Raw genomic sequence first — 23,629 nt, forward strand, 5'->3', positions numbered from 1 at the left:
CGGCGGCCGGAGCGCCGTGATACACAACCGCGGTGCAAAACATCTTGGAGTTCCCCGAGGTCCTGCGGCTGATCGAAGACCGCTCGGCCGCGTTCCGCGCTGCGATCGCGTCCGCCCCCGACCTTGACGTCCAGGTCCCGACCTGCCCGGACTGGACGCTGCGCGAACTGGCGCAGCACCTCGGTGACGGCCGCCGCCGCCCGGCCGCCATCGTCGCGGCGGGCCCGGGCGCTGAGCCCCCGGCGAAAACGGACCCGAAGGGCGCCCCGACCGCGCCCCGCGACCGCGAAGCCCTGGACGCCTGGCTCGCCGAGTCGACCGAGCTCATGCTCGACGCGATGCGCGAGGCCGGTCCGGACTGCGGCTGCTGGACCTGGTGGGGCCGCTCGCAGGCCCCGGAGACCAGCGGAGCCGTGGCCCGGCACCAGATCCAGGAGATCGCCGTCCACACCTACGACGCCCAGCTCACCCAGGGCGCCGCACAGCCGCTGCCGACGGACGTCGCGCTCGAGGGCGTCGACGAGTTCCTGACGACCGTCTCGGCGACGACCGTCCCCTGGCCGTTCAAGCCGGCAACCATCGACCTGCGCACGACCGAGGGCCGCTCCTGGCGCCTGACCCTCAACGCCGACGGTGTCCGCTGCGACGACCTCGCCGCCGACGCGGAGCCGGGCGACATGGCGATGCGAGGCGCAGCAAGCGAACTGGTCCTCTACTTCTACGAGCGCGTCCCGCTCGACGGCCTGGAGACCACCGGCGACACCGAGCCGATGGAGCAGCTCGCGGACTGGGACCCGAACGCGTAAAACGCGCATGTGTGACGCATCTGTGGGTGGTGTTTGCGCTCCTGCGGGCGCCACTGGGCCCGTGGTTGCGGGCACCGCGCGGCTGCGGGCAGGCTGCGGGCCTGCTCTCGCGCGACGACCTGGACCGGGCGTCCTGACGTTGGTCGTTCGCCCTCTATGAGGTCTTGCTCCGCGCCCGCCGGCGCCGGCCTGGTGGACGTCCAGACCGGCGGACGGGGCGACGTCACGCAGGGTCGCCGAGCGGCGGGTGGTCGAGCACGCGGGGCTTGTACTCGACCAGCTGGATGCGGCCGTCGAAGGTGCGGTGCTCGATCATCTCGAGGGCAACGTCCGGATAGCCGTCGTAGATGCGTTCCTCGCCCGTGGCCCCGGTGATCACCGGGAACATCACGACCCGGAAGCGGTCGACGAGTCCGGCTCGTAGCAGGGACCGGCACAGGCTGAGGCTGCCGATCGTGCTGAGGAGCCCCGAGCCGTTTTTCGACTTCAGGGCGCGGACCGCCTCGACGGCGTCGTCACGGACGAGCGTGGAGTTGGCCCACGTCAATGGCTCCTGGAGTGAGGAGGAGAACACCACCTTGGACGCTTGCGTGAGCTCGTCGACGGACGCCTCTTCTTCGGGCCTGAACTCTTCCTGGCCATGGGGGACCTCGCCTTTGGCGAAGCCCGACATCAGGCGGTAGGTGTTCGCTCCCATCAGGTAGGTGGCCTCGGGCTGCTCGCCGAGCCATGCGAGGTACTCCGGGCCCTCGAGGCCCCAGAACCCGGGCCATCCCTCTCCCGATGCGTAGCCGTCGAGGGAGGTGATGAAGTCGACGAGAAGCTCCGACATGGCGCTGTCCTTTCCTAGGTGTCATGAGCTTGGACCGGCCGGGAGCCACAAACTCATCGGCCGCGCTGTGGAGTAACGAGAAAACCCATGACGCTGCGGCTGATCAGGCCAGCGGAACGGCACTGCTTCGGAGGACCCGGAGGGCCGATTCCGGTCTCGATGACGGCGCCGGCACGGTCAGTAGGGTGCCTCGCGTAGAGCATGACGCCCAGCAACTAATCCGGCTGCCGGCGTCGGGCCGGTCACGAAGGCACGAGCGAGGTGGAGCGGGTCCGCGGCCGCGGCCAGGCGGGCGCGGATCGACTGCCCGGCACCCGGTGGTGCGGCGCAGGGAGCGAGCCGCACCACCGACCGGCCCACGTTCGAGCGGGGCCGCGCCGCCCCAGTGATGTCACAGCAGTTACTGCGCCTGGCGGCCAGTACCCTGACCGTCCCACGCGGGCATGTGGAGGTGGTTGTGGTCGACGACACCGAGCACGCTGAGAAACTCGGAGTCCGGCTCACCAACACCAAGACCAGCCGCGCCAAGCTCACCACCGAACGCCTCGCCGCACTCACCGACCTCGGACTCCAATGGACGCGACAGGATCAATACATGGGGTAAGTTCATGGATAAGTGAGAGGTTGTTCTTGAGTAAAGGTGCGGGGCGTGGCATCTGAGGAAGAGCTGTTCGCGTCCGTCGACGCGTTGTTGAATGAGGAGCCGCAGCTGCCGGCTCCGGCGGAACGTGCCCGGCTGCGTGAGGCCGCCGGCGTCACCCAGGCCCGCCTCGCCACCGCGTTGAAGACAACGACCCAGTCGGTGAAGAACTGGGAGAACGGCCGTAGCGAGCCGAAGTCGCCGCGGCTGGATGCCTACCAGCGGCTGCTGAATGGGTGGGCTGAGAAGTACCCGGCCCACGATCCGGCCTCGGCCGCCGCGCCGGTGCCGGTGCCGGCGGCGTTCGCCGCACCGGCCGCGTCCGAGGTGGAGACGACGGATGCCCTGCCCGATCGCGCCGTTCCAGCTGCGCAACCGGGGCGTCCCGGCACCCGGGCCGGCGCGACATCACGGCGTCCGACCGCGACGAAGACGGCGAGGCCTGCACTCGACCCGCGGTTCGAGCACGGTCCCCTCGCGGTGCTCGACGGTGACGGTTGCGCGTACGGCGTGGGCGGAATCGTGCTGGACTGCCCGGCGGCCACGGTCCCGGAGCTGGTGGAGTGGACGCTGCGCGAGTCCGGCCTGGGCGCGTCGAAGCTGCACCGCAACGGCAAGGACAGCGACCCCCTGATCGTCCTGACCGCGGCGGCCGCCGTGAAGCTGGGGCTGCCGGAACGGCTTGAGGGCCATGAGCAGCGCCGGTCGCTGCGTCTGCCGGAGGATCATCCGGTGGTCAAGCAGGTGGTGGGCGCGAAGTGGCAGCTGACGCAGCGGGGGTTCGGGCCGTGGGCCAGGATCTATCGCAAGGCGCAGGGCACTGAGCGGCAGTGCGTGCAGTTGGCGGTCCTGTCGTGGGACGCCCTCGATGAGCGGTCCTGGCCCGGGGTGGCGCAGATGGAGCCGGCCGACATCGCCCGCGTCCTGGGGGTGTACGCCCAGCGGGTCATCACCCCGCGCGGATCGACGGCTGTCTCGGGGCTGGAGCTGATGACGGCGCTGCGCCCGCCCACCCGCGCGGTGCGGGACGAAGCGAGCGGGAACTGGGTGTCCGGCCACAACCCCGGCTCGCTGGGCACCGATCCGATGGATCCGGCACCGCCGGAGGCCACTCCCGAGCACCCCGTGGTCGTGAACAGCGGCTGGAGTGGCGGCTTCCTGAATGAGGAGGCGTACCAGTGGGTGCGCGACGTCAGCCTGCTGACGGATGAGGAGTGCACACTGCCGTACGCGGTCGGTCTGGACCTCAACACCGCCTTCCTCGCGGCGGCTGCCCGCCTGGTCGTCGGCCTGTCCGCCCCGGACCACTTCCACGCCCCGACGTTCAACCCGAAGATCCCCGGGAGCTGGCTGGTCGACCTCTCCGACGTCGAGCTGGATCCGCGCCTGCCCTCGCCGTTCACCCCTGAGGGCACCCGTCCGACGGGTCCGGCCTGGTACCAGACGCACACCATCGCCTACGCGCAGGAACTCGGCTACAACGTCCGGCCCTTGGAGGCGTACCTGCGCCGCGAGACCGGCGCATACCTGGACCCGTGGCACGACCGGCTCAAGACCGCCTACGTCGACACCCTCGCCGACCTCGGGGTCACCAAGGATCTGGACGACTGCCAGTTCCTCGCCGCCATGGAGCGGCACAAGGACGTTGACCCCGCCCTGACGGCCGTCCTCGCCGCCATCAAGGCGACCGTCAAGGGCGGCATCGGGAAACTGCGGGAGCGTCCCCAGGGCAGGCGGTACAAGGAGGGTGAGCGGTGGCCTGCCCTCCAGCGGCCGACCTGGCGACCCGACATCCGCGCCGCCGTCATCAGCAAGGCCCGGGTCAACATGCACCGCAAGCTCACCAACATGGCCAGGATGACGGGCCTGTACCCGCTGGCCGTGCTGTCCGACTGCGTCGTGTACCCCAGCCCCGGCCCCTCGCCGCTGGACTTCCTGCCCTACGCCGCGTCCGGCAAGCCGCAGCCCGGCGGTTTCCGTCTCGGGCCCACGCCGGGCCTGGCGAAGCTGGAAGGCGTCCAGTCGATGCTCTGGGCGGTCGATCTGATGGAGAAGGGCTACAACCCCGCCCGCCACATCAAGGGCGGCGACGCCGTCCTCGACGAAGGCGAGTAGGCCGTGCCCGACACCGGCCCGACACACACGACCTGGTACCCGCTGGTCGACACTCGCGGTCACAACCCCACTGTCGAGAAGGGCTGAGCCGTGGCTGAGATCGAGGACGCCATCGAGCGCGCCGACCGGGAAGCGTTCACCCGCGAGCCGCCCAAGACGCTGAAGGGCCAGATCAATTACCTGATCAGGCAGCTCAAGACGACCCGGGCCGTTGCTGCGGAGATCGGCGTCAGCCAGCGGTCGGTGGAGCGCTACCGCAAGGGAGAACGCAAGCACCCGCCCCAGGCCATCGCCGAACGGATCGACGACGCGGTGCGGCAGCGCTGGCAGCCGCAGGTGCGCAAGCGCCGGCAGCGCCAGGCCGCCACCACGGGCGGGATCACGGTGGAGACCCGGGCCCGGTTCGGGTACACCGCGCCCATCGGCACGACCGACGACGGACGCTTCCGACGACTGACCGTGCACCTCCCCCCGGCGTACGCACAGCGCCTGTTCGACGCCCGCAACACAGGAGCCGGCGACCAGCAGATGCGCGCGATCATCGCCGAAGGATTCAGAGAGATCTACTTCCAGGACGGCGGAGCCCGCGCTCTCGGACTCTCCGACGTGGCCATCAATGACATCGACTACCTCGACCTGGACTACTGACCCTTTCACCTGCTTCCGAGACGTCAGCAACTCGACTGCCCCGCCGTTCGGGCCGTTTCCTGTCCGTACGGCCCGGCCGGTGGTCCCGGGCTTTCCCTCACCTGTCCGTCAAGGCCGTGCTGTCCGGCCTCAGCACTCCAGGTGACCTGTGGTGTGCACGGCGGCGTGCAGGGGCGTCATGCGGTGATCGTGTGCCCTCGCCGGCGGTCCGCCCTGCCGCTTTGGATAGGTGGTTGCTCATGTCCCTGACCGCGCCCGTTCCCTCCGCTTCCGGCAGTCCGGCGCCGCCGCTGTCGCAGAGCCCGGTCGACATTCGCCCGCAGACCACCGACGTGTCGGTCCTGCCGCCGCTGCGGTTCCACCACCCGGCGACGCTCACCACGCGACTGCACTTCGACGACCCGCGGCGCCCTCGGCACGACAGTGGCCCAACCAGCAGTGGACTCAGTGCCGATGGCGCTCCTGCCGACTGCGTACCGGATGACGACGGAACGGTGAAGGCCGAGCCGCCGCCGGGGCAGGAGTGCCGGCTCACGATTGGCGCTGACCTGTACGTCCTGGCGGACGTGCACTGGCATACGCCTTCCGAGCACACCGTCGGCGGCGTGGCGTTGCCGATGGAGCAGCACATGAAGTACGTACGGTCCGCCGAGGACGGGACCGTGTCCGGCGAGAGTGGCAGCGAGGACGCGGTGGTCGGCGTCTTCGTCCATACCGAGCTGGAGGACGTCACGGACCGCACGGTGGAGTGCCCGTCATGCGGAGAAGGCGCCCTGGTGGTCGGTCAAGGGCCCCTCTCCCTGACGTGCCGTGCGACGCCCTCACGACGTGCTCTCCGCCCCGGCCGGGGGTGGTCCCACGCCCGCCCCCGCCAACACGCCTCGCACCCGCGGGGTGAGCTGCGCTCCGGCGGCCGGTGCGGCGTCCGTCACCGCAGCGGTCAGAACTTCGCCGGTCGAGCGCTGAGGCAGTCCTCGCACAGGTGAATGTCCTTGCCGCACGAGGGCACGTACATGCCCAGGCACCCGTGGCATCGGGGTCGGGCATGTCTGGAGGCCGCCCTCCGTATCGGTGCCGGGCAGGTGGTGGGACCGCCCCTGCGCGGGCGCGGAGATCGGCGGCCGCCCGGTCGACGGCGTGACGCGTGCTCACCCCGCGGCACCTGTCGTCTCCGACCGTTCGCGAGGGACCAACCGCGGAGCGCCGAGGTTGACCCGGTAGCCGTACCGGCACGAGCGGCGCGAGACATGACCCTCATGTCGACGTTGCGAGAGCTGCCGCCGCGGCGGAGACTGACGAGTGACAACGGCACTGCAGAGAGCCTGGGCCATGGGCGACTATGTGGACCTTCCCGGCGTCAAGACGTGGTACGAGACCGACGGCAGTGGCGATCCGCTGCTCATGCTGCACGGCGGCTTCTGCACGAACGACACATGGGGAGCGCTACGGTCCGATCTCGCGGCGAGGTTCCGTCTCTTCCTCCCCGAGCGGCGCGGCCACGGGCACACACCCGACGTAGAAGGGCCTCTCTCCTACCAGGACATGGCGGACGACACCGTGGCCTTCATCGACACGGTCATCGACGGTCCGGCCCATCTCGTCGGATGGAGCGACGGGGGCATCGTCGCCCTGCTCGTCGCCCTCGCCCGCCCTGATCTGGTACGCAAGGTCGTGATCATCGGAGCGAACTTCCGCCCCGCTACGGAGTGCTGGGTCGAGCCCGCCATGCTCGACCGCATGACGCCCGACAGCTCTGATCTGGAGTTCTTCCGCGAGCTGTACGATCCGGTGGCGCCGGAAGGCCCCAACCACTGGCCGGTGGTCGCACGCAAGGTGATTGACATGTGGCGCACCGAGCCGTCCCTGACCACCGAGGACCTGGCCCGCATCAGTGCGCCGACTCTGGTCATGGTCGGCGACGACGACATGATGACGCTGGAGCACACGACCGCCCTGTATCGCGCGATCCCCCGCTCCGAGCTCGCCGTCGTGCCCGGAACCTCGCATGTGGTCCCGCTGGAGAAGCCCGCCGAGGTCAATCACCTCGTCATCGAGCACCTCACCACGGAACCCGTCGAGACCATGCTTCCCATCCGCCGCGCCCAGCCGGCAGCCTAGGCATCAGCGGTCCATGATCCCGTCCGATGCGGGCAGCGCCGCTTCAGTGCGGGGCGGTGCGGCGCTGCGCTGCGCTGCGCTGGGGCAGAGTGCGCATGCCGCCTCATGCCCGATCCGGATTCCCGCCGGTCGCAGCGGAAAAGCTCGGGGATGCGACATCGCAGGCACCGATGACGAAGCCCACCGGCCACTTGAGGTCCTTCCGACGCCTCATGGTGCGTCCGGCCTGGGATTCGATGACGCTTGTCGCGGGTTCGGAGGGGAAGCGAGGCCTGCGGCACGTGAGCACGCGGCCTGCGCTGTCCGGCACGAGGCCCGGTCGTGACTTCACCGCGCCGCTCAGCCGGCCCACCGGCCGGTGACGAACGTCAGCGCGAAGACTGTGGTCAGAGGTGTACCGACGCAGAGCAACGCGATACCGAGGCGCGGTCTGCGCAGGGTGGCCTCGGCCAGGGCGATCCACAGTGGCCACCACAGGAGCATCGACCGGGGGACGGACATGTACCAGTACGAGGTACCGAGCGCCCACAGGCTGCAGCCGACGAAGACGGCCTCGGGCCACCGGCGTCGCCGTACCAGCAGGCCGGCCGTGCAGAGCCCGATGATCATGGCGAGGAGTTCCGCTTGGAGCATGAGGGCGTAACCGGTCTTGAAGGTGTGGTCGAAGGCTCCGTTCCAGGTGTGCGCCCACGCCTCCCACGGAGTGTGGAAGGTGCGGTACCAACCGCGTTCCTGGGCATGCGTCCAGGCATTCCAGTCACCTGTGCGGCTTTCGAGATACCAGCTGTACAGGCCCGCCGGGAGGGCGGGCAGCGCCAGCCAGGGCAGTGCCGCCCAGTGCCCGCGTCTGCGGGCGGTCGTCAGGAAGTGCACGGCTATCGCGGCCGCGAGGAAGAGACCGCTGACGCGGACGGAGGTGGCGAGGGCACACAGGACGGCGGCGAGCGGCCAGTTGCCGCGCTGGGCGGCGAGCCAGGCAGGCAGCGCCAAGGCCAGGAACAGCGCTTCGGTGTAGCCGACGGCCAGGAAGATCGCACACGGCGAGAGCAGGAGGAGCAGGACGGTACGCCGGCCGGTGCTCCCGCCGGGCAGGCAGGATTCAGCGATGCGTGCCAGTGCCACCACCGCGACCGCGCCGGCGAGGAAGGAGATGAGCAGCCCTGCCAGGGTCCAGTGCGGAACGACCATGTGGACCGCGCGCAGCATGAGCGGGAAGCCGGGGAAGAAGGCCTCGCGGTTGTCCCAGTCCTTCTGCCACGGTCCGTCCGTTCCCGGGAAGTAGCCGTCGCGGGCGATGTTCAGGTAGTGGTTCCAGTCCCATTGCTGGAACGGGGCGAGCAGCGGTTCGGGCGTGTGGGCGGCCTGGTCGGGCGGGAACAGCCACCGCGCGCAGTAGACCGTGATCCACACCCCGGCCCGGGTCAGCAGGTACAGCCACAGCACGTCACGGTCGACGGGGCTCAACCGCAGCCACGGGCGGCCCAGGACGGGCTTGGCCCGGCGGCCCCTGGCGGACTCGTCGGCCCGTGCCGCAGGTGAGGAGTTCCGCGGCCGTGCGGTGGTGCGCGGCGCCGGTATGGTGACGCGCTCCTGACGTCCTGGTTGGACAGTCGGCATGGGCCCTCCCGGGGGCGTGTGGGCATGCGGGACCAGCCCGTGGTGCCGGGGCGGGCACGGGAGGGCAGGGGTTCGGGGCGATGGGGGTGCCCACCCGCCGGGGGGCGGGTGGGTGGTGCGGGCTCGCCGGCTACTGCTGTGTGGTTGCCGCGGGCGGGGGAGGCGTCGTCCGCGATCCCGACGGCAGCCTGGTGGTCGGAGGGGTCGTAGGAGTGCGCGACGGCGGTCCGGTCGAGGGAAGTTCGGAGGACTCCGCAGAGGGCGTGGTGGCCGGACCGGTCGGGGCCGGCTCCCCTGGCAGGAGCACGGCCGCGGCGGCTCCTCCCCCGCTCAGGGCCAGGCACGCGGCGACGGCCCAGGCGATGTGCCGCCGGTGCGCCCGCTGTCCCCGCGCGGTGATGTCCGACACGGGCACGGGGACCATCCGCTCGCGGCCGGACCGGGCGGCCTGTTCGAACAAGGACCGCAGCGGGTCCTGGGACTCAGGCATCGGGCGTCTCCTCGATCCGCGGGTCCTGGAGTCGGTGGGCGAGCGCGGCCCGGCCACGGGTCAGGTGCGTCTTGACCGTGCTGGCGGACAATCCCGTCTCGGCGGCGATCTGTTCGACCGTGAGATCGCACAGGTAGTGCAAAGTCAGCGAGCGGCGCTGCTGACCCGGCAGCTCCCGCATCGCATCGACGAGGGCGACCTGCTCCGGCCCCGGCCCTTCGGCGTGCTGCGGCACTCCGCTGCGCTGCCAGGCGTGCGAGGCGCGGCGGCGCGAACGCCACCTGCTTACCGCGAGGCGCCAGGCGACGGTGCGGATCCATGCTTCGGGGCGCCCGTCACGGTCGAGCCGGGACCGTCGGCTCCACCCCTTGACGAACGCCTCCTGCACCACGTCCTGCGCCTCCTGTAGGTCACCGAGCATCACGTACAACTGGCCCGTGAGCCGCCCGACCGTCTCGGCGTAGAACGTCTCGAACTCCTCGACGGTCAATGTGCCACTCCCGGATCTTTGCGTCATGGGGCATACGCCCGGCTCGAGCCGTCTGGTCGACATCGCTGGTGAGAAATCAGAGTGAGGGCGGTCACAGATCATCTGGAGCACGGACACGGGGAGCCGGCCCGGGCCCCATCGCATGGCTCATCCCGGGTGCCGCGGAGGCAGGAACAGCACCCGGGTTCATGGCAGAGGTGGTTCACCGCGCACGACGACCGCTCAGCCGCTTGAGAATCTTTTTCACGAATGGATTCACTCGGTCAGTAGCGTGCTAACTTCTTGCAACTTTCGACTCTGATGTCTCTGCCGACGGCCGGATCTGGAGTGAATGATGAGAGCTGCGCCAAGAGGTGTCCCGCGAGGATCCGTGGTCATGGTGACGGCGGGAGCGGTGATCCTCGCCGGTCTCGCGGTCATCACGCCGGCCGCCGCGCCGTCCGCCGCCGCCTCAGCGGCAAAGGCGTCGAGTGATCCGGTGGCCCTGAAGAACAGCGGGTCAGGGCAGTGCCTGGACGTGCTGGGGAACAACAAGGAACCCGGAGGCTTGGTCGGAGTCTATGACTGCAACGAGGACCCCAACCAGAACTTCTCCTTCCGACCCAACGGCGAACTCCGGGCGATGTCCGGCACGTTGTGCCTCACGGTCGTGGGCACGCAGCTGCGCACAGCCAGGTGTCAACCCGCGGGCACGCCCACGATGAGCATCTCGCCGAAGTTCTCCCGCGGCGTGTACAACACCCTCGTGCACTCGGCCACCGGTCAGTGTGTCGCCAAGCCGGCGAACAGCACACCGGAAGCAACCGGGGTCACACTCGAAACCTGCACCTTCACGAAGAATCAGCAGTGGACGTCCCCGACCGTCGCCACGGCCGCGCCGCCCAAGGACCTGCGAGGCGTGAACTGGTCGGCGGAGGGCGACAACTTCCGGGCCGACGCGATCGTCCCCTCCGGACTGAGCGCCGCGGACGGGTACGCGGCGACGTATGAGAAGGCGGTCCCCATCGTCCGCGAGTTCAAGCGGTTGGGTGCCAACACCATCCGCTTCGGTGTCAACGCGCCGACCCTGAACTGGGACGGTTACCGGGCGGCCCTGGACGCCGCTCTCAACGAGGACGTCAACGTCATGGTCGGGCTCTGGACCGGGAAGCAGAAGCGGTTCTACTACGACATCCCCAAGACCGAATTCGACATGGTCTGGAGCACACTCATCGGTGAGTACGGTTCCGACCCGCGCTTCTACGCGAACGTGGTGAACGAGCCGAAGGACGAGTCCGTGGGGTGGCAGGACTTCGTCAACAAGTTCCTGCACACCTATCCGCAACTGCCGCGCAACCAGGTCGTCGTCGCCGGCCGCGGAGACGACAGGTACCTCACCGCCGTGTGCCAGGACAAGCGGCTGAGCGGCACCGTCGTGAGCTACCACCAGTACAGCGTGTTCGAGCTCTTCCACAAGTCGGTGTCCGCCTGGAAGGCATCGATGCGCGAACGCCTCGGGATCCCCGCCGGGGCGGACACGTCGCTGTGCTCCCAGCGCACCGTCGTCACCGAATTCGGTGACTGGTCGCGGTCGGGCATCAACTACAACGGCCCTCGCGACAACGACATGCATGTCTCGTACATGTACGCCATGACAGAGATCATCCGGGACTCCGGGACGGGGAGCCTGTACTGGCCCGGCTACGGCGAGAACGACGCGTTCTCGCTGACGACGCGGGAGGGCAGCGGGGCGACGGCCACCTTGAAGGTGACCAACCCCTCGCTCCTCGACCGTATTCGCTACGCCTGGAATCTGTCCGCGAACGCCGGTGGTGACGGTCAGGAGACCCGTACGACGTACTGGGAGCCCGGGGATTCGAACCTCTGCCTCGTTCCGCAGGGCAACTCCGTGACGACGGGCGTGGATCTGATCGCCGGCTCCTGCGGCGCGGAGTACAGCCGCAGTTCGAAGGACGTCACCTCCAAGCTGAACGGGCAACTGGGCATGAAGTGGCTCTGCATCGCCCCCGCGGCCGCCTCTGCCGTGCAGGGCACGGGTGTCCGGCTCGCCCCGTGCGCCGACGGCGACAACTCCCTGAGGTGGACCCATCGCAGTGACGGTGCGATGGTTCACGACGCGAGCGGTCTGTGCCTGAGCGTGCGCGGCGGGACGCCGGTGAACGGTGCGAAGCTGGAGCTGAGCGCGTGTACCGCCGCGCCCCGGGAGTGGTCGCGCAGGTGATGGCACCGGCGGGTGCGGCAGTTCACCGTTCGTCCGGGTGAGCACGCCGGGCGGGAAGGCTGCCGCGGCGTATCGCGGAGATATGGCGGCCGCCAGACCCCGGCCATAAGTCCTCCTTGGTTGGCTTCGTTCGGGCCGGGTGCCGGTCACCCGTAGCCCGCTGTCGCTGCCGCCCATCCATGGAGGAATGCCATGTCTTCCCCGGCTCGCCTCACCCGCCCCCGTCGCCCCCACCTGCGCGTCCGGCACGCCCGGCTCCTCGTCAGCGCGACGGCCCTCGTCCTCGCCACCGCATGCGGTTCCGGAGCGGACGGCGTCCGGTCGGAGGGTCCCGCACCGAGTGCGTCCGACGCCTCGGATCCGGGCGGCGGCACGCCCGGCGCGGACGCCGCGGGCTCGGACGACAACCGCGACGCCGGTCTGAAATACGCCGCGTGCATGCGCGAGAACAATGTCGACGCCCAGGACCCCGATGCGGAATCGGGCCTGGTCAAGCTCCCGTCCGATGTGCCGCAGAGTCAGGTCAAGCGCGCCGAGAAGGTCTGCGGACAGAACCCCACCGGCGGGGCACAGCGAATCGACATGCCCGACGAGGTCCTGAATCACCCGGAAGTGCAGGCGCTGCGGCTGAAGTACCAGAAGTGCATGCGCGAGAACGGCTACAAGGAGCCCACGCCCGACGCGGAGGGCGGCATCGCCATCCAGGACTCCCCCGAACTGCGGGCCGCGCTGAAGGCGTGCCGGACCGAGGAGAAGCGTCTGAACGACCGGACGAAAGCCCTGAAGGAACAGAGCGACCAGTGACGACGGACATCCCGACATCCGATCGGCAGTCCGGCATGGATCCCGCCACGGACACCTTCACGGCAGAGCCCGGCAGACGCCGCTCCCGGCGGGGGCCGCTGATCGCGGCGATCACCGTGGCGGTGGTGGCGGTCGCGGGCGGTGGAGCCTTCCTGCTGTACGACCGCCCCTCGCCCCCCTCCGAGCCGGCCGGCGCGGCTCAACGTCCGTCGGCCACCGAGAAGGTGGTGCGTGGCGACCTGGTCGAGGAGGTGCGAGCCTTCGGCCCCGTGCGCTACTCCGGAGAGCGCGGGGTCAAGAACCAGATCCGGGGGATCGTCACCTGGACACCGGCCGGGAACAGCGGCATCGGCCGCGGCGAGAAGCTCTACGCTGTCGACGACAAGCCGGTCATTCTGCTGCGCGGAAACCTGCCCGCCTGGCGGGAGTTCGCGCCCGGGATGGCTGACGGCCGCGATGTGCTGGCGCTGGAGGAGAATCTCGCCGCCTTGGGCTACACCGGATTCACCGTGGACGACGAGTACTCGGAGAAGACGGCCGCCGCGGTGAAACGCTGGCAGAAGGCCGTCGGACTGCCCGCGACCGGAAAGATCGAGCTGGGCCGGGTCGTGTTCGCGTCCGGGCCGGTACGGATCGGCAAGGCCCTGGCCCGGGCCGGTGACGCCGCCGAGCCCGGCGCGGAGATCCTGCGGATCAGCAGTGCCGCCCAGCACGTCGCCGTGGAGATCCCGGTCGCGGAGCAGGATCTGGCCGTCAAAGGCACCAAGACCACGATCATGATGCCGGACGGCAGCGAGACCCCGGGGAGGATCGCTTCCGTCGGCGCCAACAGGCTGAACAAGGACGGCGAGAGCGTGGTGCCGGTGTCCGTGCGGCTGTCCGATCCGGATGCGCTGAAGAACGTGCAGAACACCGACGTCCAGGTCGTGCTGAAGCGAGTGGAAGCCCGCGACGTGCTGTCCGTGCCGGTCACGGCTCTGCTTCCGGCGGACCGGGGAGGCTACGCGGTTCAGGTCGTGCAGGGCACGCGCGTACGGCTGGTGCCCGTCAAGACGGGCGCGTTCGCCGACGGGCGGGCCGAGATCAGCGGCTCCGGCATCACCGAGGGCACCCGGGTGGGGGTGCCGAAGCTGTGACTCCCGTCAACTCCGGCCCGGTCGTCGAACTCGCCGGGGTCGGCCGCGCGTACGGGCAGGGCGAGCACCGCGTCCACGCGCTGCGGGACATCGATCTGACCCTGCGGCGCGGCGAACTCGTCGCCGTGGTGGGCCCTTCCGGATCGGGCAAGTCCACGCTGCTGAATCTGATCGGCACGCTGGACCGCCCCACCAGCGGCACCGTCCACCTCGACGGGCTGGCCGTGGGCGGCCTCGGTGACCGCCGGCTCTCGGCGCTGCGGGCCCACCGCATCGGCTTCGTCTTCCAGCAGTTCCACCTGGCCGACAACACGCCCGCCCTGGACAACGTCGCCGACGGTCTGCTGTACACCGGTGTGCCACGCCGCACCCGGCGCCGGCACGCCGAGGCCGCGCTGCGCCGGGTCGGTCTGCACCACCGGCTCCATCACCGGCCCCATCAGCTGTCCGGGGGTGAGCGGCAGCGCGTCGCCATCGCCCGGGCGGTGGTCGGCAACCCGCCGCTGCTGCTCGCCGACGAACCGACCGGGGCGCTCGACACCCGGTCCGGCCGGACCGTGCTGGAGCTGCTGCGTGATCTGCACCTGGGCGGCACCACCGTCGTGATCATCACGCACGACACGGGTGTCGCCGCTCAGGTCCCGCGCCGTCTGGAGATGCGCGACGGCCGGCTCGTCGGCGACACCGCCACCGGGCCGGACACCGGAGACGGACCGGGCGTGTACGACGCACACATACCAGGCGCCGGAGGCCAACCGGGCGCGGGCGAGGGGCCGGAGGCGGCGGCATGAGCGACACCCGACGTGGTGAGAGGAGCGCTGCCCGGCGCGGAAGACAAGCCGCGCGGCTGCGTACGGCGGACCTCGTCCGGCTGGGGGTGCACGGGCTGTGGACCCGGCCGGTACGGGCCCTGCTCTCCGCCGCGGGCATCGCCATCGGCATCGCCGCCATGCTGTCCGTCATCGGCATCTCGACGTCCAGTCAGGCGCACCTCGACGCGCAGCTCGACGCGCTCGGCACCAATCTCCTCACCGTGACCCCGGGCGAGGACCCGAACACCGGCCGTCCCGTACCCCTGCCCGCGACGGCCGCGGCCACCATGGGCCGGGCGGCCGGGGTCGACGTGGCCTCCGCCACGGGGGAGGTGAAAGGTGTCGCCGCCTACCGCAACGAGCGTGTGGACCCGGCCGAGAGCAACGCGCTGACGGTGCTCGCGACGGACCGCGGCCTGCTGCGCGCCCTCAACGGAACACTGAAATGGGGCAGTTGGCTCAGTCATGCCCCGACCCGCTATCCCACCGCGGTTCTCGGCGAGCGTGCGGCCTCCCGGCTCGGGGTGACCGGCCCGGGAGAGCGCATCTGGATCAAGGACCGCTACTTCACCGTCCTCGGCACCCTCGCGCCGAGCGCGCTGACACCGGAGCTGGACACCGCCGTTCTGGTCAACGCCGCAGCCGCCGAGCGGTATCTGGGTTATGACGGCAAACCGACCAAGGTGTACGAGCGCTCCGCGGACGCCCTGGTCGGGGCCGTACGGGCCCGGCTGCCCCGCGCGGTGAACCCCGAGTCGCCGCAGTTCGTCACGGTCAGCCGTCCCTCCGACGCGCTGAAGGCACGTCAGGCGGCCGAAGGCTCCTTCGACGGGCTGCTGCTCGGGCTCGGGGGTGTGGCACTGCTCGTCGGTGGCATCGGCGTTGCCAACACCATGGTGATCTCCGTGATCGAGCGCCGCAGGGAGATCGGCCTGCGGCGGGCCCTGGGCGCGGCGCGCCGGCACGTCAGCCGTCAGTTCCTCGCGGAGGCGCTGCTGCTGTCGGCCCTGGGCGGGGTGGCGGGTGCGGCTCTCGGGGGCGCTGTCACCTTCGGCTACGCCTACAGCCAGGGCTGGCCCACCGTGCTGCCCGTCACGGCGCTCCTCGGCGGCCTGGCGGCGACCGTCGTCATCGGGGCGGTCGCGGGACTCTACCCGGCGTTCCGGGCGGCGCGCACACCGCCGACGGTGGCGTTGTCGTCCGCATAGGAAGCGGCGGCAAGCTTGCCCGGGACATCATGCGCCTGCCGCCGAGGAAGGGAGAGGGCCGTGCGGGTACTGATCGTGGAGGACGACTCGTTCATAGCGGAGGCCCTGGTCGCCGGACTCAGGCGCGAGGCCATGGCTGTCGACCTGGCCATGGACGGCACCTCGGCCCTGGAGCACCTGGCCTGCGCCGCCTACGACGTGGTGGTCCTTGACCGCGACCTGCCCGGTGTGCACGGCGACGAGGTGTGCCGGGAGATCAACGAGCGGTACAGCGGGGTGCGGGTGCTGATGCTCACGGCGGCTTCCGCGCTGCACGACCGGGTGGACGGGCTGCGGCTGGGCGCCGACGACTATCTGCCCAAGCCGTTCGACTTCCCCGAGCTGACGGCGCGGCTCAGGGCGCTTCAGCGGCGGGCCGGGACGCCGCCGCCGCCCGTGCTGCGCAGCCTGGACCTACGTCTCGACCCGTTCCGGCTGGAGGCCTACCGGGGTGACCGGTTCCTGCGGCTGACCCGGAAGGAGTTCGCGGTGCTCCATCAGCTGATGGCCGCTGACGGCGGCGTGGTCAGCGCCGAGACGTTGCTGGAGAAGGCCTGGGACGAACACGCCGACCCGTTCACCAACGCCGTACGGATCACGGTCTCCACGCTCCGCCGCAAGCTCGGCGACCCGCCGGTGCTGCACACCGCGACCGGCGCCGGCTACTACCTGGCGCCGGCGCGGTGAGGCGCCTGTTGCCCCGGGCCGGGCGCCGCCGCGTCACCTTGCGGACCCGGCTGACCCTGACTTACGGGGCTCTCCTCACGCTGGTCGCCCTGACCTTGATCGCGCTGCTGTACGGGTTCATGAGGTACGTCCCCGTCTACAGCGAGACCATGGAATCTCCCGGTGCGCCGGACCGGGGCTCCGCGGGCGTCGGAGCCGGTTGGAAGTCTCCCGCGGAGAGCCTCGCCATCAGTGAAAAGTGCGACGGGGACCGGTCCCTGGCCGAGCTCCTGAGCGAGATCCGCTGGCTGCTGACCTCCTCCGCTGACGTGGGCCCCCGGTCGTACATCTGCGGGCCCTCCGCGACGGGGGCGGACAAAGGAGCCGGTACCTGGGTCTCGTCGTTCCAGGTCTCCACCAAGGAGGACTTCCTGCGTGAGCTGCTGCTCTTCAGCGCCGTCGCCCTCGCCGTCCTGCTGCTCATCGCCCTGTTCCTCGGCTGGATCGTCGCCGGGCGCATGCTGGCGCCGTTGCAGCGGGTCACCGCGACCGCCCGTGGCATCGCCGGATCGACCCTGCACGAGCGCATCACCCCGACGGGCCCGAAGGACGAGATCCGGGAACTCGCCGAGACCTTCAACGACATGCTGGAACGGCTGGACTCGTCCTTCGACGCGCAGCGCCGCTTCGCCTCCAACGCCTCGCACGAACTGAAGACTCCGCTCACCGGCATGCGCGCGATCCTCCAGGTGGCGCTGGCGGCACCGGAGGAGTACTGCCTCCAGGACGTAGGTCCGAAACTGCTCACCCTCACCACACGGTCGGCCGACATCCTGAGCGCCCTCCTCACGTTGGCCCGCGCCGATCAGGGCGGCGTCGAGAGGGCAGAGGTGGCGCTGGACGAGGTGGTGCGGGAGGCGGCCGCCCAGCACCGGGCCCAGGCGCGGGAGATGGACGTGGCCGTCACCGTCGACGCCGTCCCGGCCCGGGTCAGGGGCAACCCGGTCCTGCTCGGCCAGCTGACCGCCAACCTGGTCTCGAACGCGATCCGTCACAACCACGCGGGTGGGACGGCCGAGGTCAGGGTGGAGCGCGATCCGGGGCGGGGACGGGCCCGCCTCGTGGTGCGCAACTCCGGCCGGAGGTTCAGCCGGAAGGAGATCGACATGATGCGCGAGCCCTTCCACCGTCTCGACACCCGGCAGGCGGGTCGGGCGGGGCGCGGGCCCGCCGCCGGTCACGGCCTGGGACTGGCCGTCGCGGAGTCCATCGCCCAGGCGCACGCCGGAGAGTTGCGCATCGCCTCGCCGCAGGGGGGCGGGCTGGAAGTCACCGTCACGCTGCCGCTCGCGGACCCGGTCGAACAGGCCCCGTCCCGGCTCGCGCTCACGACGAAGTGCTCAAAAGAATGAGCATTCCCGGGAGCCTGGTGTCGGCAGGGTGATGCCGCCAGCAGCGACCTGCCGTCAGCCGGGTGATGCCGGGGCACTGCGGGAGCCGGCAGGCGATCAGCGCCCGGCGGCGGCGCCCGCCGAGCGCGGAAGGACTCTCAGCGGCCTGCGGTCGTACTGCTCTTTGACCAGCTCCAGATGTGTCCACGACTGGAGGTCCCGCACGCCGTCGATCGCCCGCATCCGGTCCAGGATGTCGATCGTCTCGGCCCCTGTGCGGGTGATCAGCGTGCCCACCGCGTCGCAGCGCCCCAACGTGCGCGCCAGGAAGTCCACCTCGGCCATGCGGCCGATCGCGCTCAGGGCCGTCGCGCCGTCGGTTTCGAGATGCAGTTGGAACCCGGTCATCCGGGTCATGCCGAACGCGGTCGGATTCACGATCCCGGTGATGGCGACGACACCGGACTCGATGAGCCGCAGCACTCGTGACCGGGTCGCTCCCCGGGACAGCCCGACCCGGTCGGCCAGATCCGCGTAGGGCATCCGTCCGTCCTGCCGCAGCAGGTTCAGCAGCCGGCGGTCCGTGTCGTCGAACTGCTCCAGGCTCTCCGGCTGGTGCGCCGCCGGGAGGTGCGACTCCTTGACCAGGTGGGTGTAGAGCAGCGTGTCGACGCACTGGACCCCGTCGACGGACCGGATGAGGCTCACCGTGTCGGCGAGGTTCGCCACGTCCGAGGAGCGCAGCTCGGCGACGATCGAGTGCCGGCCGGACACGATCGACACGAACGGCGTGTCCGGGAACTGCGCGACGGATGCCGCCACTTGGGCCGTGGTTCGGCCGTGCACCGCGAGGGAGAGGTGTCCGAACGCGTGGATCCCGTCGAACTCGGGATGCACCATGGCGACCACGCGCAGCGCGCCTGAGGCGAGGACGCGTTGCACCCGTGCCCGAGCCGCCGTCCGTGAGAGCCCGACCTCGGCGCCGAGCGACTCGTACGAGGCCCTTCCGTCGATGCGCAGCCGCTCGATCAGGGCGAGATCGAACTCGTCGAGCTCCATGCGGATCCTTCCTGGTCAGCCACCACGCCGGACCCTAGCAATCCGGCACTGCCGAGGTGCTGCCCCCTCTCATCATCGATCTTCGATACGTCTGCAAAAGCCGAACTGGACGACCTTTTCGTTCGCTCTCTCAGCAAAATACATCCGGAAAAGTGTTGACGGTGCCGTTTGGCAGACATAACCTCGCCGCCATGTCCAGGAACTCCAACACCGGCGGGGCCCGAGCGGGCTTTCTGTCGTCGTTGTTCGCACCCACAGCCGTCGCGGTGGTCGGCGCGTCCAACGACACGGCGAAGATGGGCGGGCTGTACTTCCAGCACCTGCTCAAGTCGTTCGACGGCACCAGCTACCCGGTCTCCCGCAGCGGCCGCCCCGTTCAGGGCGTCGCGTCCTACCCCTCGCTCACGGACCTCCCCGAGGTGCCGGACGTCGTGTTCGTCGCCGTACCCGCCGCGGCAGCGGCGGACGTGACCAGGGAAGCCGCCGACCTGGGCGTGCCGACTGTCGTCCTGCACACCGCCGGCTTCGCCGAGACCGGCGCGGCGGGCGAGGCCGCCGAGCGCGAACTCACCGCCTACGCGCGGGCCCGCGGCACGCGACTGGTCGGCCCCAACTCGATGGGCGTCTACGGCGGCGCCACCGGGGCCAACCTCCTCGGTCTGCCCGCGCGGCCGGGCGGCGTGGCCTTCATCTCCGCCAGCGGCACGCTCATCGAATCCCTCGCACCCAAGCTCAGGGCCGTCGGCCTCGGGTTCCGGAACGTGGTCGGCTTCGAGAACCAGGCCGACATCGAGATCCACGAGTACATCGAGTACTGCGCGAGCGACCCGGGCGTCGACGTGATCGCCGTCTATCTGGAGGGGATCAGGAACGAGAGCGGCCGGCAGTTCGTCGACGCCCTCCAAGTCGCCGCGCGCACCAAGCCGGTGCTCGTCCTGCGCGGGGCGCGGACCAGTTCGGGGCAGCGGTCGGCGGTCTCGCACACCGCGGCGATCGTCTCGCCGTCCATGATCTACGACGGGCTGCTCGCCCAGGCCGGGGTCATCGAGGTCGAGGACGAGTCCCAGCTCATGCCGCTGATCGAGGCACTGTCCATCGCGCCGCATGCCTCCGGCGACCGGGTCGCGATCATCGGCAACGGCGGCGGCTTCGCGACGCTCACCGCCGACGCGGTCGAGCGGGCCGGGCTGCGGGTCCCGGAATTCTCCCCGGAAGTGCAGGCCGCACTGCGGCAGGCACTCAACCCGCTGGCCGCGGTCGGCAATCCGGTCGACGCGGTCATCGACGACCACGGAGACGGGTCTCTGTGGGGCGAACTCGCGGACATCGTGGCGCGGGACGACATCGGAGCCGTGCTGAAGTTCGGCCTGTTCAAGGACGAGGCCGCACCCCGCGACCTCTCCTCCGTCGTCGGCGAGGCACAGGCTCTCGGCCGGGTCAGCAAGACGGCCCGGATCCCGGTCTTCGTCTACTCCCCCTACGGCGACGCCGACGACGCGATCGTCCGGGCCTTCGTGAACGAGGGCATCCCCGTCGTGCGCACGCCGCGCATCGCCGGCCGGGTGCTGGCGGCGAGCGCCTCGATGGGCGGCGGTCCCCGGGCGGCCGAGCAGCCGCACACCGACCGACGGGGTCGGGAGCCTTTGGCGGCCCTGTGCGAGTCCGAGAGTCTCGCGACGGTGGCGCGACTGGGGCTGCCGGTACCGGAGCACCGGTTCCTGACCGCGCGCGAGCTGGAGTCGGACGACGCGAACGCTCTCACGCTCACCGCCTCCGAGGTGGTGCTCAAGGTCGTGATCGACGGCGTGCACCACAAGTCGGACATCGGAGGCGTGCGCACCGGCGTGCCCGGCCACCAGGCCTGGGCCGGCGCCCGCGCGATGTACCAGCGGTTCGTCTCGTCCGGTGACCACGAGGTCGCCGGAGTCATCGTCATGGAACAGGTCACCGCCGACGGCCCCGAGGTGCTGCTCGGCGCGCGGCGGGACCCCGCCGTCGGACCGGTCGTCACGGTCGGCGCCGGCGGCGTACTGGCCGAACTCCTCCGCGACGTCGGGACCTTCGCCGCCCCGCTCACCGACGCCGAGGCCGTCGCGCTCCTCGACTCGCTGAAGATCGCGCCGCTGCTGCGCGGCTACCGCGGCTCGCGGGGTGTCGACATCGCACTGCTCGCCGCCCGGATCGCCGCCTTCAGCCGGGCGTTCGCCGAGGACCCGAGCCTGCAAGAAGTGGAGATCAACCCGCTCATGACGGCCGCGGAAGGGTTCTGGGCCGTCGACGCCATCGTTCGAAGAGAGGACGGGACACCATGCTGAGCACGAACGAAGTCCGACTGGAGGACATCCCCGGCCTGCTCGGGCAGACGATCGAGAGTCCCTGGATCAGCGTCGACACCCGGCTTCGAGGACTCTTCGAGGAGTCCACCATGATCGACGAGTTCATGACGCCGGAGGACCGGCTGCTGTACCCGGAGGGGCTGCTGGAAGGTTTCCATCTGCTCGGCCTGCTCGACCACTTCATCAGCAAGTACATCAACTGGGACATGAGCTCGACCTACGGCCTCAACTACGGCCTGGACCGGGTCAGGTTCGTCTCCCCCATGGTGGCCGGCCGGCCGCTGCGCTTCCGCACGACGGTCACCAAGGTGGAACCCAAGCACGACGGCTACCTGATCGCCTTCGAGTGCGTTCTCGAACACGAGAACGCCGACCGCCCCGGCATGACCGCCACATGGCTCTGCTACCAGCTGCCCACGGCCGGCGTCGCGACAGCCGAAGAGGGCGCTCGGTGACCTCCGCCGTGGAGGCGCTGCGGTGCGAACCGGAGCCCGAGCTCCCGCCCGTCGCCGCGCGCAGGCAACCGTGGCGCACCGGCTTCGCCGTGTTCCTGCTGGTCGCCGCCGCCTGGTCGGCCTACCTGCTGTCCCGCAACGAGCGGTTCGGCTGGGACGTCATCGGCAGGTATGTGTTCTCCGGACCCGTGCTGGACGGCCTGGTCCTCACGCTGTGGCTGACCGCGGTCTCGATGGCGATCGGCATCCTGCTCGGCATCGTCCTTGCGGTGATGCGCAGTTCGGAGAACTTCGTCATCTCGGGGCTGGCCGCGGCCTACATCTGGTTCTTCCGCGGAGTGCCCCTGCTGGTCCTGCTGGTGTTCTTCTACAACCTCGCCGCGCTGTTCCCGACGATCGGGGTGGGCGTGCCCGGCGTCTTCTCCGTCGTCGACCTGAACACGAACGCCCTGATCACCCCGGTGGCGGCCGCGATCATCGGTCTCGGCCTGAACGAGGCCGCGTTCATGAGCGAGATCGTCCGGGCCGGCATGCGCTCGGTCGACCGGGGGCAGATCGAGGCGGCGCGGGCGCTGGGGATGTCGCCGGATCTGGTGCTGCGCCGGATCGTGCTGCCGCAGGCGATGCGGCTGATCATCCCGCCCACCGCGAACGAGATCGTGAACATGCTCAAGACCACCTCGCTGGTGAGCGTCCTCGCGGTCGCCGACCTCATGTACTCCGTGCAGCAGATCTACGCGAGCAACTTCCAGACCATCCCGCTGCTCATCGTGGCGAGCATCTGGTATCTCGCGCTGACCTCGGTCCTCAACGTCGGCCAGTACTTCCTGGAGAAGCGGTACTCCAAGGGCATGCAGGTCCGTAGATCCCGGCGCACGCCGCGCCGGGCCGAAGGAGGGCCCCGATGACCACGTCCCCGACACCGCCGGACACGATCGTCCGGGTACGCGGCGTCCACAAGCGGTACGGCTCACTGAAGATCCTCAACGGGGTGAGTCTCCGCGTCGGGCGCGGTGAGGTCGTCTGCGTGCTCGGACCGTCCGGCTCGGGCAAGTCGACGCTGCTGCGCTGCATCAACCACCTGGAGAAGGTCGACGACGGCATCGTCGTAGTCGGCGACCACACCATCGGCTACGAGAAATCGGGCGGTGTGCTGCGCGAGTTGAGCGAGCGCAGGGTCTGCAGGCAGCGGACTGCCGTCGGCATGGTGTTCCAGCGCTTCAACCTCTTCTCGCACATGACGGTCCTGGAGAACGTCGTGGAGGCGCCGGTCCGTGTCCACCGGCGCAAACGGTCCGTCGTCGAGGCGGAGGCCGTCGAACTGCTGCGGCGGGTCGGGCTCGTGGAGAAGAAGGACGCCTACCCGGACCAGCTGTCCGGAGGCCAGCAGCAACGCGTCGCCATCGCGCGGACCCTGGCGATGGAGCCCGACGTGGTGCTGTTCGACGAGCCCACCTCGGCGCTCGATCCCGAACTCGTCGGCGAGGTGCTCGGCGTCATGCGGGGCCTCGCCCACGACGGACTGACGATGATCGTCGTCACCCATGAGATCGGATTCGCGCGCGAGGTCGCCGACCGCGTCGTGTTCATGGACGGCGGCGTCGTGATCGAGGAGGGCCCTCCCGCCGCCGTACTCGACGCACCGCGCGAGGAGCGCACCAAGGCGTTCCTGTCCCACGTTCTGCACTGAACACCGGCCCCTCGGACCAGCACCCGCCTCGCACCACCGCGCACCAAAGGAACCGC

The 23,629-nt window shown here is 70.2% G+C and carries 22 protein-coding genes; 17 read left to right on the top strand and 5 right to left on the bottom strand.

Translation table 11 applies throughout. The features are described 5' to 3' along the window. Positions 1–32 precede the first annotated feature (32 nt). Positions 33–806, top strand: coding sequence for a maleylpyruvate isomerase family mycothiol-dependent enzyme (locus tag ACZ7L5_RS29685; RefSeq protein WP_471520308.1), 774 nt, complete (start codon positions 33–35; stop codon positions 804–806). 223 nt (positions 807–1,029) lie between these two features. Here the strand turns inward: ACZ7L5_RS29685 and ACZ7L5_RS29690 are convergent, their stop codons facing one another. After that, positions 1,030–1,638 (bottom strand): dihydrofolate reductase family protein, encoded by a 609-nt coding sequence (locus ACZ7L5_RS29690; protein WP_471520310.1) that lies wholly within the window; start codon positions 1,636–1,638, stop codon positions 1,030–1,032. 388 nt (positions 1,639–2,026) lie between these two features. Between ACZ7L5_RS29690 and ACZ7L5_RS29695 the strand changes: the two genes are divergently transcribed. The 5 genes from ACZ7L5_RS29695 to ACZ7L5_RS29715 all read left to right on the top strand — a co-directional run bounded on the left by ACZ7L5_RS29695 (position 2,027) and on the right by ACZ7L5_RS29715 (position 7,159). After that, positions 2,027–2,242, top strand: a complete 216-nt coding sequence (locus ACZ7L5_RS29695) for a hypothetical protein (RefSeq protein ID WP_471520312.1) — start codon at positions 2,027–2,029, stop codon at positions 2,240–2,242. 45 nt (positions 2,243–2,287) lie between these two features. Beyond that, complete coding sequence (tap, locus tag ACZ7L5_RS29700) at positions 2,288–4,393, top strand: telomere-associated protein Tap (protein WP_471520314.1); 2,106 nt, start codon at positions 2,288–2,290, stop codon at positions 4,391–4,393. Between the two features lie 90 nt (positions 4,394–4,483). Further along, positions 4,484–5,041 carry a telomere-protecting terminal protein Tpg gene (tpg, locus tag ACZ7L5_RS29705; RefSeq protein WP_471520316.1) on the top strand — a complete coding sequence of 186 codons (558 nt, stop codon included), beginning with the start codon at positions 4,484–4,486 and terminating at the stop codon, positions 5,039–5,041. Between the two features lie 239 nt (positions 5,042–5,280). Continuing rightward, a complete protein-coding gene (locus ACZ7L5_RS29710) occupies positions 5,281–6,027 on the top strand; it encodes a hypothetical protein (RefSeq protein ID WP_471520318.1) in 747 nt (248 codons plus the stop codon). A gap of 343 nt (positions 6,028–6,370) precedes the next feature. Then, a complete protein-coding gene (locus ACZ7L5_RS29715; protein WP_471520320.1) occupies positions 6,371–7,159 on the top strand; it encodes an alpha/beta fold hydrolase in 789 nt (262 codons plus the stop codon). A 339-nt stretch (positions 7,160–7,498) separates the two neighbouring features. On the opposite strand, the gene ACZ7L5_RS29720 is transcribed toward ACZ7L5_RS29715, so the two are convergent. The 3 genes from ACZ7L5_RS29720 to ACZ7L5_RS29730 form a co-directional block, all read right to left on the bottom strand. Then, positions 7,499–8,776, bottom strand: a complete 1,278-nt coding sequence (locus ACZ7L5_RS29720) for a mannosyltransferase family protein (RefSeq protein ID WP_471520322.1) — start codon at positions 8,774–8,776, stop codon at positions 7,499–7,501. 130 nt (positions 8,777–8,906) lie between these two features. Beyond that, positions 8,907–9,266, bottom strand: a complete 360-nt coding sequence (locus ACZ7L5_RS29725; RefSeq protein ID WP_471520324.1) for a hypothetical protein — start codon at positions 9,264–9,266, stop codon at positions 8,907–8,909. After that, positions 9,259–9,756 (bottom strand): SigE family RNA polymerase sigma factor, encoded by a 498-nt coding sequence (locus ACZ7L5_RS29730; protein WP_471520326.1) that lies wholly within the window; start codon positions 9,754–9,756, stop codon positions 9,259–9,261. The genes ACZ7L5_RS29725 and ACZ7L5_RS29730 overlap by 8 nt, the downstream gene beginning before the upstream one ends. A gap of 376 nt (positions 9,757–10,132) precedes the next feature. Between ACZ7L5_RS29730 and ACZ7L5_RS29735 the strand changes: the two genes are divergently transcribed. The 7 genes from ACZ7L5_RS29735 to ACZ7L5_RS29765 all read left to right on the top strand — a co-directional run bounded on the left by ACZ7L5_RS29735 (position 10,133) and on the right by ACZ7L5_RS29765 (position 18,054). Next, positions 10,133–11,977, top strand: a complete 1,845-nt coding sequence (locus ACZ7L5_RS29735) for a ricin-type beta-trefoil lectin domain protein (protein ID WP_471520328.1) — start codon at positions 10,133–10,135, stop codon at positions 11,975–11,977. A 192-nt stretch (positions 11,978–12,169) separates the two neighbouring features. Next, on the top strand, positions 12,170–12,781 hold the full coding sequence (locus tag ACZ7L5_RS29740; protein ID WP_471520330.1) for a hypothetical protein: 612 nt from the start codon (positions 12,170–12,172) through the stop codon (positions 12,779–12,781). Next, positions 12,778–13,917: a peptidoglycan-binding protein gene (locus ACZ7L5_RS29745; RefSeq protein ID WP_471520332.1), complete on the top strand. Its 1,140-nt coding sequence runs from the start codon at positions 12,778–12,780 to the stop codon at positions 13,915–13,917. Before ACZ7L5_RS29740 ends, ACZ7L5_RS29745 begins: the two co-directional genes overlap by 4 nt. After that, positions 13,914–14,708 (top strand): ABC transporter ATP-binding protein, encoded by a 795-nt coding sequence (locus ACZ7L5_RS29750; RefSeq protein ID WP_471520334.1) that lies wholly within the window; start codon positions 13,914–13,916, stop codon positions 14,706–14,708. The genes ACZ7L5_RS29745 and ACZ7L5_RS29750 overlap by 4 nt, the downstream gene beginning before the upstream one ends. Continuing rightward, positions 14,705–15,937, top strand: coding sequence for an ABC transporter permease (locus tag ACZ7L5_RS29755; protein ID WP_471520336.1), 1,233 nt, complete (start codon positions 14,705–14,707; stop codon positions 15,935–15,937). Before ACZ7L5_RS29750 ends, ACZ7L5_RS29755 begins: the two co-directional genes overlap by 4 nt. 60 nt (positions 15,938–15,997) lie before the next feature. Then, positions 15,998–16,663: a response regulator transcription factor gene (locus tag ACZ7L5_RS29760; protein ID WP_471520338.1), complete on the top strand. Its 666-nt coding sequence runs from the start codon at positions 15,998–16,000 to the stop codon at positions 16,661–16,663. After that, complete coding sequence (locus ACZ7L5_RS29765) at positions 16,660–18,054, top strand: sensor histidine kinase (RefSeq protein ID WP_471520340.1); 1,395 nt, start codon at positions 16,660–16,662, stop codon at positions 18,052–18,054. Before ACZ7L5_RS29760 ends, ACZ7L5_RS29765 begins: the two co-directional genes overlap by 4 nt. Before the next feature lie 96 nt (positions 18,055–18,150). Here the strand turns inward: ACZ7L5_RS29765 and ACZ7L5_RS29770 are convergent, their stop codons facing one another. Then, on the bottom strand, positions 18,151–19,092 hold the full coding sequence (locus tag ACZ7L5_RS29770) for an Lrp/AsnC family transcriptional regulator (RefSeq protein WP_471520342.1): 942 nt from the start codon (positions 19,090–19,092) through the stop codon (positions 18,151–18,153). A 191-nt stretch (positions 19,093–19,283) separates the two neighbouring features. Here ACZ7L5_RS29770 and ACZ7L5_RS29775 point away from each other — a divergent pair, with 191 nt between their 5' ends. Genes ACZ7L5_RS29775 through ACZ7L5_RS29790 form a run of 4 tightly spaced genes read left to right on the top strand, consistent with a single transcriptional unit; the run spans position 19,284 to position 23,573 of the window. Beyond that, on the top strand, positions 19,284–21,407 hold the full coding sequence (locus tag ACZ7L5_RS29775) for an acetate--CoA ligase family protein (RefSeq protein WP_471520344.1): 2,124 nt from the start codon (positions 19,284–19,286) through the stop codon (positions 21,405–21,407). Beyond that, positions 21,401–21,883, top strand: a complete 483-nt coding sequence (locus ACZ7L5_RS29780) for a hotdog family protein (RefSeq protein WP_471520346.1) — start codon at positions 21,401–21,403, stop codon at positions 21,881–21,883. Before ACZ7L5_RS29775 ends, ACZ7L5_RS29780 begins: the two co-directional genes overlap by 7 nt. Beyond that, positions 21,880–22,791: an amino acid ABC transporter permease gene (locus tag ACZ7L5_RS29785; protein ID WP_471520348.1), complete on the top strand. Its 912-nt coding sequence runs from the start codon at positions 21,880–21,882 to the stop codon at positions 22,789–22,791. The genes ACZ7L5_RS29780 and ACZ7L5_RS29785 overlap by 4 nt, the downstream gene beginning before the upstream one ends. Continuing rightward, positions 22,788–23,573 (top strand): amino acid ABC transporter ATP-binding protein, encoded by a 786-nt coding sequence (locus ACZ7L5_RS29790; RefSeq protein WP_471520350.1) that lies wholly within the window; start codon positions 22,788–22,790, stop codon positions 23,571–23,573. Before ACZ7L5_RS29785 ends, ACZ7L5_RS29790 begins: the two co-directional genes overlap by 4 nt. The last annotated feature ends 56 nt before the right edge of the window (positions 23,574–23,629 follow it).

It is taken from the genome of Streptomyces sp. NPDC107528 (assembly GCF_055639295.1).